12 protein-coding genes are annotated in these 12,294 nt (G+C 38.2%); 8 read left to right on the top strand and 4 right to left on the bottom strand.

The features are described 5' to 3' along the window. The 3 genes from ydfG to P3L37_RS09630 all read left to right on the top strand — a co-directional run bounded on the left by ydfG (position 1) and on the right by P3L37_RS09630 (position 1,486). Positions 1 to 750 carry a bifunctional NADP-dependent 3-hydroxy acid dehydrogenase/3-hydroxypropionate dehydrogenase YdfG gene (gene ydfG, locus P3L37_RS09640; RefSeq protein ID WP_109912249.1) on the top strand — a complete coding sequence of 250 codons (750 nt, stop codon included), beginning with the start codon at positions 1 to 3 and terminating at the stop codon, positions 748 to 750. An 82-nt stretch (positions 751 to 832) separates the two neighbouring features. Then, complete coding sequence (locus tag P3L37_RS09635; RefSeq protein WP_004910949.1) at positions 833 to 1,204, top strand: DUF1283 family protein; 372 nt, start codon at positions 833 to 835, stop codon at positions 1,202 to 1,204. A 48-nt stretch (positions 1,205 to 1,252) separates the two neighbouring features. Next, positions 1,253 to 1,486, top strand: coding sequence for a DUF1161 domain-containing protein (locus tag P3L37_RS09630; protein ID WP_004910951.1), 234 nt, complete (start codon positions 1,253 to 1,255; stop codon positions 1,484 to 1,486). A gap of 73 nt (positions 1,487 to 1,559) precedes the next feature. Here P3L37_RS09630 and bioD read toward each other — a convergent pair whose 3' ends face one another. The 3 genes from bioD to P3L37_RS09615 form a co-directional block, all read right to left on the bottom strand. After that, positions 1,560 to 2,234, bottom strand: a complete 675-nt coding sequence (bioD, locus tag P3L37_RS09625; protein ID WP_004910953.1) for a dethiobiotin synthase — start codon at positions 2,232 to 2,234, stop codon at positions 1,560 to 1,562. 142 nt (positions 2,235 to 2,376) lie between these two features. Beyond that, positions 2,377 to 3,588, bottom strand: coding sequence for an ROK family protein (locus P3L37_RS09620; protein ID WP_110731941.1), 1,212 nt, complete (start codon positions 3,586 to 3,588; stop codon positions 2,377 to 2,379). A 91-nt stretch (positions 3,589 to 3,679) separates the two neighbouring features. Next, a complete protein-coding gene (locus P3L37_RS09615; RefSeq protein ID WP_004910958.1) occupies positions 3,680 to 4,591 on the bottom strand; it encodes a LysR family transcriptional regulator in 912 nt (303 codons plus the stop codon). A gap of 125 nt (positions 4,592 to 4,716) precedes the next feature. On the opposite strand from P3L37_RS09615, the gene P3L37_RS09610 reads away from it, so the two are divergent. The 3 genes from P3L37_RS09610 to tus all read left to right on the top strand — a co-directional run bounded on the left by P3L37_RS09610 (position 4,717) and on the right by tus (position 7,702). Beyond that, entirely contained in the window at positions 4,717 to 5,988 is a 1,272-nt protein-coding gene (locus P3L37_RS09610) for an MFS transporter (protein WP_109912251.1), read from the top strand. An 84-nt stretch (positions 5,989 to 6,072) separates the two neighbouring features. Then, positions 6,073 to 6,651 carry a lytic polysaccharide monooxygenase gene (locus tag P3L37_RS09605; protein ID WP_004910963.1) on the top strand — a complete coding sequence of 193 codons (579 nt, stop codon included), beginning with the start codon at positions 6,073 to 6,075 and terminating at the stop codon, positions 6,649 to 6,651. Between the two features lie 133 nt (positions 6,652 to 6,784). After that, positions 6,785 to 7,702 (top strand): DNA replication terminus site-binding protein, encoded by a 918-nt coding sequence (gene tus, locus P3L37_RS09600; protein WP_110731942.1) that lies wholly within the window; start codon positions 6,785 to 6,787, stop codon positions 7,700 to 7,702. A gap of 60 nt (positions 7,703 to 7,762) precedes the next feature. Here tus and fumC read toward each other — a convergent pair whose 3' ends face one another. After that, entirely contained in the window at positions 7,763 to 9,160 is a 1,398-nt protein-coding gene (fumC, locus tag P3L37_RS09595; protein WP_110731943.1) for a class II fumarate hydratase, read from the bottom strand. A gap of 179 nt (positions 9,161 to 9,339) precedes the next feature. Between fumC and manA the strand changes: the two genes are divergently transcribed. Continuing rightward, positions 9,340 to 10,515, top strand: coding sequence for a mannose-6-phosphate isomerase (manA, locus tag P3L37_RS09590; protein WP_109912254.1), 1,176 nt, complete (start codon positions 9,340 to 9,342; stop codon positions 10,513 to 10,515). A 107-nt stretch (positions 10,516 to 10,622) separates the two neighbouring features. Then, positions 10,623 to 12,269, top strand: a complete 1,647-nt coding sequence (locus tag P3L37_RS09585) for a YdgA family protein (protein WP_226537849.1) — start codon at positions 10,623 to 10,625, stop codon at positions 12,267 to 12,269. The last annotated feature ends 25 nt before the right edge of the window (positions 12,270 to 12,294 follow it).

The raw sequence follows: 12,294 nt of genomic DNA, 5'->3' as shown, positions 1-12,294 counted from the left end.
ATGATTATATTAGTAACAGGCGCTTCTTCTGGCTTTGGTGAATCAATCGCTCGTAAATTTATTCAAAATAATCATACTGTTATTGGTACAGGGCGTAGAACTGAACGTTTAAAAGCCCTACATCAAGAATTAGGGGATAAATTTTATCCATTAACATTGGATGTTCAAGACAGAAAAGCCATTCAATCTGCAATCGCTAATTTACCTACTCACCTCAAAAACATTGATGTCTTAGTCAATAATGCCGGTCTTGCATTGGGCCTAGAGCCTGCTTTTGATGCAAATCCTGATGACTGGGACGTCATGATTAATACGAATACTAAAGGCTTAGTGAATATGACCTATGAGGTGTTGCAAAACATGGTAGTCGAAAATCATGGTCACATTATTAATATTGGTTCTACTGCGGCAAGTTGGCCCTACAAAGGTGGTAATGTTTATGGTGCAACCAAAGCCTTTGTGAAACAATTTTCACTTGGTTTACGTGCTGATTTACAAGGGAAAAAAATTCGAGTTACCGATATTGAACCAGGCTTAGTTGGTGGCACAGAGTTTTCAAATATTCGCTTTAAAGGGGATGACGATAAAGCAGCTAGCACTTATCAAGGTGCAGATGCCCTGACCCCTGAAGATATTGCTGAAACAGTGTATTGGGTTGCCACGCTACCTGCTCACATGAACGTAAATACATTAGAATTAATGCCTGTTTGCCAAACGTTTGCAGGTTTAACCGTACATAAACAACTTTAGATTTTAGTACTATTCTATACAGACGCACTAGCACACTTTTAGCTATACTCAGATTATCAGTCCTGTTTAGTAAGGAATTACCATGAATTCACACAAAATGTTGAAAACTGGCTTAACTGCGTTATGTTTTTGTCTCCCTCTACTTTGGGCTACGTCGTCTCCTGCTGCACAATCGACAACATCATGTACTGCAGGTAGTACTTGTGTTTCAGTAGGTAAAGGCGATGACTCTCTTAATAAAGAGCAAGCGCGTCAAGAAAAGGAACAATGGGATAGTACCCGTATGTTGCGTAATAAAGTTAATACGCGTACTGAAAAAGAATTTGATAAAGTAGATGCCGCTTTTGATGCAAAAGATAAATGTGAAAAAAGTCTTAATCTAAATGCTTATTGGGAGCCAAGCACCAAACGTTGCCTTGATGTGAGTAATGGTCGTCCAATTAGTAATCCATAACCTGATAATAGGTTGCCTTATGGAGTTGTTGTTCAACAAGGAGATAAGATGAAAAAGAAATTATTGTTACCCTTATTTGTACTGATGTTAGCGCCCGCTTTTGCGCAAGCTTCATGTGAAAGTGTGATTGAGGAAATCAAACAAAAGATTATCAATAATGGCGTTCCTGCTGAAAATTTTAGTTTGGTCGCAGTACCTAATGATGAAGTTGACTCATCTAAAGGTCAAGTTGTAGGTCACTGCCAAAATGATTCTTATAAAATCATTTATACCCGCCATTAGTCTATATTTTAGGTAAAATAAAGGGCGCTATTTGATGATAGCGCCCTTTTTCTTTGTTGGGTTATTAATGCAATTAATTAGGAATAGCGATAAGCTCTTGCAGTTTATCTGTATTGAGATAATGCCCTAGCTCTCTTTCTTCCGGCCGCAATAAATATGGGATTTCCCCAATTAATGGGGCCTTAATATGATGTTGTAACCGATCAATTATTTGAGCATAGTGCGCTAACCCTGGGTTGATACGGTTTGCCATCCAACCGATTAATGGTAATCCATCTGCTCGGATTGCATCCGCAGTTAATAGTGCATGATTAACACAGCCATGTTGAATACCTACGACTAAGATAACACCGACCGGCTGGCCTTTTAACCAGTCTGCATAAAAAGTATTGTCATCAAGCAAATAGCGCCATCCCCCATTACCTTCGATAACAACCATGTCACATTGATGATGTAAATGGTCTAGACCATGCTTTATTTTATTGAAATCAATGCTGTTCTCATGGCTGTAATTGTCCGTGATACGCACAGGATTAACTTCATCGTAGGAAACTAGGTCTTTAGAAACACTGTGAATTAGCAATGCATCTTTATTTCTGATTCCTTCAGGGGTATCAATGCATTGGTCAGCAATAGGTTTGTAGCCCACGGCTTTAATTCCTTGGCTATTTAGTGCTTGCAGGATGGCAAGCGTCGATACTGTCTTCCCGACATCTGTATCTGTCCCGGTAACAAATAGATTGATCATGGTCTTTTTCTATCCTGAAGTGACAGACTTATACAGCAATAAGCTGCAAAAATGATATGGATTCAGTTTATTGGAATGGGTAAGTGAGAAGTTTGCGTTAGCTCAATTTTGTGTACGATAGTGTAAATATTATCGAATTGTTTTAGCCTTGTAATAGTTGTAGTAGAAGTGAACCATCGTATAACGCTCGCTGTATTAATGAAGTTTCACTATCTTTGATGCTAAATGTAGATTTTTCTATCACTAATGTAGACGAATACAGAGGAATAGAAAGTTTATTTATATGTTTATGTAAACATTTTAAAAACAGATCAGAATCTTGATTCAAAGGAGAATTAACCAAAATGAGCTGACTACCCAATAAATTTACCATCAGTGCTAACGGTTTTGCCAACTGTTGTGCAACTTTATTAATAAGATAAACACAAAGACTGTCGTTTAGAATTGCGCCAGCGCAAATTTTATCCATTGAGATATCTTGCTGATGCAAAAATGAATCTGGGTAGTTTATTAGCAAATTATTAGCTTGTTGTAATATTGCAGGAATGGACGTATGGGTTTCTAAGCAATCATAGCTACCACAATAGCAAACGTTATTTTGTTCAGGCTCACATTGAGTATGGCCGAATAGAATAGGCCGATGGGTATTCGTATCCAATGTTGTCCCATGGTTTAATACCATGACATTAACAACATTTTGTAGCTGTAAGTAAATGATATTTTTTTCTTTTCTTTTTTCCTGATGGGAGAAGAGGTCCATTAAGGCTAAAGCATCCACTGGCGGATGTAAATAAACGGGTAAACCAGTTTGCTTGGTAAGATATTCTGCGATGGCAAGTTGGTGGATTTTAAAAGAAGAATGCTGATAAATAACGCCAGTATGAGGGTCTAAAATACCATCAATAAGGATACTTATCGCGGTGACTCTTTCTAATATTTTTTGCTGGCTGGCAAAGAATTGACTAATTAATTCAGAAAGAAAATCGATAAATTCGCTATTTCCTAGCGGTGTAAATGGATACTCTGTTTGAGCTAAGGTAACCGCGTTAATTTCTTTCAGGGAAATCGTGAGTTTTTGGCCTTCGATACGAATAGCTAAAAATTGCCACCCTTCACTTTCAATGACTAACCCGACTGCTGGGCGTCCGCGCAGACCGAGTACCGGAAACTCTAATTCTTTAATTAAGTGAGCATCCATAAGTTCACGTGTAATTTTGGTGATACTAGCGGGCGCAAGCTGTGCTTGTTTTGACAAAGCAATACGCGAAATTGGACCATGTTGATCAATGATACGGTAAACAATACCCGTATTTAATTGTTTGATTTGGTCTATATGGCCAGTTTGATTCACCATGGTAATAATTCAATTCCTTTATAAAGCAATGAGTTATTATGCCTTAATCTGTGTATGAATGATTTCATTTACATTAAAAGTGTGAACTTGCTCACTTTTGGTTACCAACAATGTTGGCCATCAAAAGATTCGTTAATTTTTTTGCGACGGAGGGCAATGTTCTACGTGTATTGTAGACTAACCAGACTTCAGATGAAGCATTAAGATTAGTGAGTTTTAAGTATTTTACACCATCAATTTTCATACGCGTGAATGATTCTGTAATCACTGATATTCCCATACCAGCGGAAACTAGTCCCAAAATAGTCATGGCTTCCCCGGCTTCTTGAGAAATGGTTGGAACCACTCCCGCAGATGTTAGTAATTGATTTATTTCATCATATAATGCTGTACCAACATCGCGCTCAAAGAAAATAAAAGGATAATCAGCAAGTTGTTGAATATCTACGCCTACATCAATAAATTCTAATAATGGATGTCCCTCATAGACGGCTACCATAAAAGGCTCTTTAAATAATAGTTGATAATCCAATTGTTCTGGTAATACCGTATTTCTCATAATACCAATATCAATTCGCCCCGTAATTAATGGCGCTATCTGTTGTTTGGTATTCATCTGGTGCATATGAATAGAAACTTCAGGGTAAGCTTCTCGATATTGCCGTAAGCTCATCGTAACTTTGTGCATAAATGGCGTAGTTGAAGTAAAACCAATGGATAACTCTCCAAGTTCACCCTTTTCCATGCGAGCTGCTTTTGTTGCTGCTGCATCGACTTGAGCTAAAATTTGATATGCTTCTTTTAAGAACATAGTCCCCGCTGCCGTTAAGGCCACATTTCGGTTATTTCTTTCCAATAGTTTTGCATTAATTTTCTCTTCAAGTATTTGTATTTGCTGACTTAAAGGGGGCTGCGAAATATGCAATCGTTCAGCAGCTCTACCAAAATGAAGTTCTTCCGCGACAGCAATAAAGTATCGAAGATGTCTAAGTTCTATACTCATCGTTTGGTTAATACCCATTAATATGTTTAAAGTATTATTATGAATAATTAATATATTAGACAAAAAACTAAAAAGTTTCTATTCTTTGATCGAAATCAAGTGTGTTGGTATGACAAGGAATAAACATGGAACACTCACAAAATAGCCTTACATCTGAGCAACCTAATGAAGGAATAAGAACACCCTTACAGGGACATACCACACCAAAAAAACATTACATACAAAGAGATGACGCGCTGTATTTACGTGTGACCTTATCCTTTTTTACTGTTGGTTTTGCCACATTTGCTTTGCTGTATTTCGTTCAGCCAATTTTGCCTATGCTGTCAGAAGATTTTAACATTTCCCCTGCAACAGCAAGTTTATCATTATCACTGAGTACAGGCTTAATGGCATTAGGGTTATTAATTACTGGGCCAATTTCAGACGCAATAGGCCGTAAGAATGTGATGGTTATTGCATTGACCTGCGCTGCATTATTTACTCTACTCAGCTCAATCATGCAGAGCTGGCAAGGGATCTTAATTGCCAGAGCATTAGTTGGTTTATCGCTAAGCGGTGTTGCTGCAGTAGCTATGACCTATTTAAGTGAAGAGATCCACCCTAGTTATGTTGCACTATCTATGGGGTTGTATATTAGTGGCAACTCGCTGGGAGGTATGAGCGGCCGGCTAATGACGGGGGTGATCGCAGATTTTTATTCATGGCGTGTTGCTGTCGTTATTTTAGGTTCGTTAGCCTTGATTGCCGCAATTGGCTTTTGGCGCTTACTGCCCCCTTCTCAACATTTCCGCGCGAGTTCTTTAAAACCTAAAAATCTATGGGTTAATTTACATCTACACTTTAGAGACAAAGGTTTACCTTTTCTATTTATCGAAGGCTTTGTCTTGATGGGTGGTTTTGTCACAATGTATAACTACATCGGATATCGTTTACTTGACGCACCTTATTCATTTTCTCAGTCTACGGTTGGCTTGCTATCTGTTATTTATTTAACAGGGACTTACAGTGCGACTAAAACAGGAAGCCTAACTCAAAAATATGGGCTTGGTCGTATATTGATAGCTTCTATTACCTTGATGTTAATTGGTATTTTAATCACATTGTGTTCGAATGTGTGGTTAGTTTTATTTGGGATGACGGTACTAACAACCGGTTTTTTTGCTGCGCACTCTGTTGCCAGTAGCTGGGTGGGACGTAGAGCGAAACGAGCACGAGGACAAGCTTCTTCTCTGTATTTATTCAGTTATTATGCAGGGTCAAGTATCGCAGGTACAGTCGGTGGTTTATTTTGGGAACACTTTGGTTGGACGGGTGTTGCGCTATTTATCGCTGGCATACTGTTTATCGGTCTTATCATCGCTTGTCGTTTAAAATCAATTTGTTATAACCAGTAGATTAGAGGCTGATAAAGGTTAAACTACCATTTTCTCCCGTTATTAGTAGATGATATGAGTGTCTATTAATAACGAGGAAACCCAATGAAATCATTCTCTATAAAATCATTTTTATTTGCACCATTGCTTTTTTGTTGCAGTTTTGTGGTCTGGTCGCATGGCTATGTTAAGTCCCCTGAAAGTCGTTCATACTATTGTAAGTTAGGGGTAAATAAGCAATGTGGCCCAGTGCAATATGAACCGCAATCCATTGAAGGCAAACAAGGCTTTCCCAAATACGGCCCAGCCGATGGTAAAATTGCCAGTGCAGCTAATGCTCTTTTTTCTCCCTTAGACATACAAACTACTGTTCGGTGGCAACGAGCTATTATAAATTCACCAAATGTTAGGTTTAAATGGCGCATTACTGCGAAACATAAAACAACAAAATGGGAATACTTCATCACTAAACCAGATTGGCAACCCAATTCGCCGTTATCGCGTAAACAGTTTATACTAACCCCATTTTGTAAATTTGAACGTGTAGAAATTCCAGGGGAGAGCGTGGAGCACAATTGCGTATTACCGAAGAATCAAAAAGGTTACCATGTGATTTTAGCAATTTGGACAATAAATGATACGGTAAATGCGTTTTACCAAGTCATTGATGCAGAAATAAATTAGCGTAAACGTAAGTCATAATAAGAGAAGGACAAGTGTTAAAATACCCACTTGCCCTTTTAGGCTTTATTTTTTATTGATAAACACGATAGTTAATGTTAATTATTGTTTACCACACATTGAATGTTGTAACTAAATGACAAATAAACAAGACCTGATTAATACGTTTAATGAATTGGAATCACAAATAAACCAATTTAGCCTTTTGCTATTGGAGCAATCAAAGCAAGTACCATTTACAGCCCATGTATTTCAATTACCTTCGGTCATCAAAGGTGAAGAAAATAATGAGATAGAACAAATCGCAGTGGAAACGGTGGTGAGCCATGATGCAGTAAAAGAAACAATAAAATTAATTAACTTGTTATTTTTACAGAATAAATCTGAAGAAATTAGCAATAAAGCCGCTATCCGCTTACCTGGGGCAATATGTATACAAACCAATTTACAGGCGTATCGTGACTTTAATTCATTAATATCAAAGATCAATGAGTTAAAGATGCATATAAAAGCAATAGTCACTCAAGTTAACGAGCCACATCGATTCGAATTTATACGTAGCAGTTTACATGGACTGCTAACACTAAATACTTACCGCACCCTCACCTCATTGGTTGATATCGATACGATTAATTTTGGTTGGGCGAATAAAAAAGTCATTAATAAAGTGACCAAAGAAACAGTACTAGACCGTTTACAAGCAAGTTTAGAAAGTGGTCGCTCCCCTCTTCATTTACCTAAAGAACACTGGCTTTTACAATTGGAAAATGAAATTCGCTTAATTGATTCCCTACCCCATAATGCGGTTTTGAAAATTCAACGTCCTGTCAAAGTTCAGCCAATAGCTCGAGTATGGGATAAAGAACAACAGAAACAAACGCAGTTTGCCTGTGCAACACCTTTATTTGTTTTTGCACTTGAAAAAACGGTGACAGAAATTAAAGTCGGTGAACTCCCCGATTACCATGCAAATAACATTGCTATTCGTAATCGCCCTAAAGCAAAAGCAGTTGAATTATTAATACCACGCTTAAATTTGTATATTGAGCGCTAAAAAAACACCCATCTGTAAAACAGTATGGGTGTTATATACTCGCTAGTTTAATTGGCTAGCTTAAGATTTCATGCTGCCCACCATATCTTCTGGACGAACCCAATCATTGAATTGTTCTTCAGTTAAATAGTTGAGTTTCAATGCAGACTCTTTCAAAGTCAGCCCTTCTTTGTGCGCTTTTTTAGCGATTTCTGCCGCTTTATCGTACCCAATGTGAGTATTTAAAGCTGTTACTAGCATTAATGATTCATGAAGTAATTTTTCAATACGCTCACGGTTTGGTTCAATTCCAATCGCACAGTGCTCATTAAAGCTACGCATACCATCCGCTAACAAACGAACGGATTGTAAGAAGTTATCAATTAGCATTGGGCGGAATACATTCAGCTCAAAATTACCGGATGCACCACCAATATTAACAGCAACGTCATTTCCCATCACTTGTGCGCATAACATGGTTAATGCTTCACACTGCGTAGGGTTAACTTTACCGGGCATGATTGAGCTGCCTGGCTCATTTTCTGGAATTGAAATTTCACCAATGCCGCAACGTGGGCCAGATGCTAACCACCTAACATCGTTCGCGATTTTCATTAAAGAGGCAGCCAAACCTTTTAAAGCACCGTGTGCGTGCACAAGGCTATCGCACGTTGCCAATGCTTCAAATTTATTAGGCGCTGTAACAAATGGCTGGCCAGTTAATTCTGCGATTTTTTTCGCAACACGCACTGCATATTCTGGATGCGTATTTAAACCAGTTCCTACTGCTGTACCACCTAACGCTAATTCGCACACATGCGGAACAGCGTTTTCAATGTGTTTTTCATTATGCGCCAACATTGCAGCCCAACCTGAAATTTCTTGACCTAATGTCAGTGGGGTTGCATCTTGTAAGTGAGTACGACCGATTTTTACGATATCTTTAAATTCTTTCGCTTTTGCATCTAATGTTTGATGCAAAACTTTCAGTTCTGGGAGAAGATGTTCGCGGATTGCGACAACCGCAGCAACGTGCATTGCCGTTGGGAAAACATCATTTGAACTTTGACTTTTATTCACATCATCATTAGGGTGAATAAGACGTTCATTGCCACGTTGGCCTCCGAGAATTTCGCTACCACGGTTAGCTAAAACCTCGTTCATGTTCATGTTACTTTGCGTACCAGAACCTGTTTGCCAAATAGCGAGAGGAAATTCCGTTGGATGTTTGCCAGCTAAGACTTCGTCAGCAGCAGCAATGATTGCATCACCGCGCTCTTTGGCTAATAATCCAAGGTCCATATTGACACTAGCAGCGGCTTTTTTTGTGATAGCGAGTGCGTGAATCAACGCAACAGGCATTTTTTCTACAGATATACGGAAATGTTCTAAAGAACGCTGCGTTTGCGCGCCCCACAATTGGTCAGCAGGTACTTCAATTGGTCCCATTGAGTCTTTTTCAATGCGAGTGGCTGCCATTACTATCTCCTTAGGTACATACACAGAATAATTGATTTTAGAATCATCTGCTTGCAGGTAAGCAAATAACCGAGCAGTATAATGCCACAAATTGAATTTCATTTATGAGACTTGGTCGAGCTTATTGTACTGTAGTGAAAAGGAAATCAGTTGATTTTTATGAAAAAGAGAATTTTGCTATGCTTAAAATGATAAACAAAGTCCAAAACTATGACTGGGGCAGTAAAACAGCCCTGACTAAGCTATATGGGATTTCAAACCCTGATAACTTACCTATGGCTGAACTTTGGATGGGAGCTCATCCAAAAGCAAGCTCTGAAGTTCTCGATGAGGAAAAAAATCAAAGCATTCCACTTAATGTCTTAATCGAAAGTGCTCCTGAAACCTATTTAGGCCAGCATGTCGCACAAACTTATCACCGCTTACCTTATTTATTTAAGGTGTTATGTGCAGCTCAACCGTTATCTGTTCAGGTACACCCAAATAAAACTTATGCTGAAGTTGGGTTTGCCAAAGAAAACTCAGCCGGGATCCCATTAGACTCCCCAATACGCAACTATAAAGACGATAACCATAAACCTGAATTAATCTTTGCATTAACGCCTTTTAAAGCCATGAATGCGTTTCGCCCACTCGACGAAATTGCACAATTGCTGGATTTTGTTTCAGCAGCACATCCGGATATTCAGCTATTTGTTCAGGACCCAACTGAAGAAAAATTATCACGTTTATTTGCACAAATTCTTAATCTGACAGGTGAACAAAAAGATTTAGCGCTTGGTGTATTGAAAGCCGCGTTAAATAGCCGACAAGGTGAACCATGGAACTCGATAAAACAAATGGTTAGCCTGTACCCTGAAGATAATGGGCTATTTACCCCACTTCTTCTTAATATCGTTGAATTAGAGCCTGGTGACGCGATGTTCTTATATGCAAGAACACCGCATGCCTATCTTGAAGGTGTTGGGTTAGAGGTGATGGCAAATTCCGATAATGTGCTGCGTGCCGGGTTAACAAACAAGCACATAGATATTCCAGAGCTGATTGCTAATATTGACTTTAAGCCTACGTTTGCAAAGGATTTATTAAGCATTCCCGAAAAATCTGGAAATATCTGGAAATATAATATTCCAGTAGAAGATTTTGCATTTAATATATATTCTATAGACCACTCGGAAGTTGCGCTATCTAACAATAGTGCCTCAATTTTGTTCTGTATTGAAGGCCAGTTAGTTTTGCATTCAGGTAATGATGAAATATGCATTAATTCAGGTGAATCTGTTTTTTTACCGGCTTATGAGAAAAGCATAACCATTAATGGCAGTGGTAAACTAGCCCGAGTATTTAACAAATAGAGTCATATTCTGTATTTAGCCGTCTTCATTCAATGAATGGCGGTTATTTAAAACTTTTATAAATTTATAAGTACGGCAATAACGTACTGAAAGGATGGATGTTTATAATGAAAAAGTCATTAGTCGCGGTTGGTGTTATTGTTGCTCTGGGTGCAGTGTGGACCGGAGCTTCATGGTATACAGGTTCTAAAGTAAAAGATGAACTTGATAGAGTAATCCTCAAAACCAACGATTTTTTTGCTGTAAATGTGCCTGAGTCAGGTTTGAATTTTAAAGTAGAAAATTATGAAAAAGGTGTTTTTTCATCTAAAGCGGATATCGTAATCACCTCTGCTGATTCTGCATCACCAGACGACTCTATCGTATTTAAAACGAATATTGATCATGGTCCATTCCCATTATCACAAGTCGCTAAGTTTAATTTATTACCAAAATTAGCAGCGACGCAAATTGAATTAGCTAACAACGCAACAACAAAAGAATTGTTTGAAGCGACACAAGGTAAACCATTTATTCATGGTTCTGCGGTCATTGGCTATAGCAAAAGTATTGATACCAATTTAGAGCTGATCCCTGTCGAGTATAAGAAAGATGACGTTTCATTATCTTTCAGTGGTTCTAAGTTTGATGTATCAACGACTTCCGACCTTGCTGCTGTAGATGCAACTTTAGTCACTGATAATTTAGTTATCGGTAAGAAAGATAACTCTGAATCTATGACACTAAAAGGCTTAAAATTAGTCTCTAATGTGACAAAATCACAATATGGCTTCTACACCGGAACCCAGTCATTTGTTATTGCGGATACAGATTTCAACATTCCTGAAACCAAATTCTCTTTTAAAGATTTCAAAATTTCAAGTGACACCTCTATTACTGGCGAAGATGTGAAAGGGAATATTTCTTATAGCATCTCTGACTTAAAAGCATTAGAGCAAAACTTAGGTTCAGGCGAACTGACGGTTGCTATTGAAAAATTAGATGCAAAAGCATTAGGTAAATTCGTTGAGCAATATAATGAAGCTTTAGCACAAGGTTTAGCTAATGGCGACCCAACTGAAGCAACAGAGCGTTTAGCTATGGAAATGATGTCTACGACATTGCCAGAGCTAATGAAGAGCAAGCCGGTATTCACGGTTAGCCCTTTCTACTGGAAAAATGAAGCTGGCCAAAGCTCAATTGACCTAAACATCACATTCAATAAATGGAACCAAGACGAAATTACTGCGTTAGCAATGTCTAACAAAGTTGATGAGGCTATCAAGCAGCTCATTACTTCTTTTGATTTCAATTTAAAACTGAATAAACCAATGGTGATCGAATCAATGACTCAAGCAATGATTTTAGATCAAGGTGTTCCAGTTGATGCTAACACGAAAAAAGAAATGAAAGGCATGGTCACTTCTGAGTTTGAAGGTGTTCAGCAAATGCTGACTTCAGATATGTTCTCTTCTCCGTTTGAAGAAATGTTTATGACGGATGAAGAACGTGCTGAAAAAGCTAAACAGAAAAAATCACCTTGGATGATTGATAGCGAAAATGATTTAACTATGACTATCAAATTTGCAGGTAATGACCTGACATTCAATAATGACAAATATACCTTAGCTGAGTTCCTCACTAAGATGAAAGTGATGTCTAATCCAGAAGATGCATTAGAATATGAAGCAGTACCTGCTCCAGATGCAGAACCAGCACCAGGAATGGAAGTTGAGCCTGAATTAGCACCACAAGATGCAGCGCCAGCTAACTAATCTAATTGATATAATTTAATCACAA

It is taken from the genome of Providencia sp. PROV114, assembly GCF_032704305.1.
In the GTDB taxonomy this organism is placed as follows: Bacteria; Pseudomonadota; Gammaproteobacteria; order Enterobacterales; family Enterobacteriaceae; genus Providencia; species Providencia rettgeri.
This window is presented reverse-complemented; position numbering and strand designations above follow the sequence as displayed.

Bases quoted from the DNA above. Each gene is read 5' to 3' on its own strand.
- ydfG (WP_109912249.1), top strand. From the start codon at position 1: ATGATTATATTAGTAACAGGCGCTTCTTCTGGCTTTGGTGAATCAATC.
- P3L37_RS09635 (WP_004910949.1), top strand. From the start codon at position 833: ATGAATTCACACAAAATGTTGAAAACTGGCTTAACTGCGTTATGTTTT.
- P3L37_RS09630 (WP_004910951.1), top strand. From the start codon at position 1,253: ATGAAAAAGAAATTATTGTTACCCTTATTTGTACTGATGTTAGCGCCC.
- bioD (WP_004910953.1), bottom strand. From the start codon at position 2,234: ATGATCAATCTATTTGTTACCGGGACAGATACAGATGTCGGGAAGACA.
- P3L37_RS09620 (WP_110731941.1), bottom strand. From the start codon at position 3,588: ATGGTGAATCAAACTGGCCATATAGACCAAATCAAACAATTAAATACG.
- P3L37_RS09615 (WP_004910958.1), bottom strand. From the start codon at position 4,591: ATGAGTATAGAACTTAGACATCTTCGATACTTTATTGCTGTCGCGGAA.
- P3L37_RS09610 (WP_109912251.1), top strand. From the start codon at position 4,717: ATGGAACACTCACAAAATAGCCTTACATCTGAGCAACCTAATGAAGGA.
- P3L37_RS09605 (WP_004910963.1), top strand. From the start codon at position 6,073: ATGAAATCATTCTCTATAAAATCATTTTTATTTGCACCATTGCTTTTT.
- tus (WP_110731942.1), top strand. From the start codon at position 6,785: ATGACAAATAAACAAGACCTGATTAATACGTTTAATGAATTGGAATCA.
- fumC (WP_110731943.1), bottom strand. From the start codon at position 9,160: ATGGCAGCCACTCGCATTGAAAAAGACTCAATGGGACCAATTGAAGTA.
- manA (WP_109912254.1), top strand. From the start codon at position 9,340: ATGCTTAAAATGATAAACAAAGTCCAAAACTATGACTGGGGCAGTAAA.
- P3L37_RS09585 (WP_226537849.1), top strand. From the start codon at position 10,623: ATGAAAAAGTCATTAGTCGCGGTTGGTGTTATTGTTGCTCTGGGTGCA.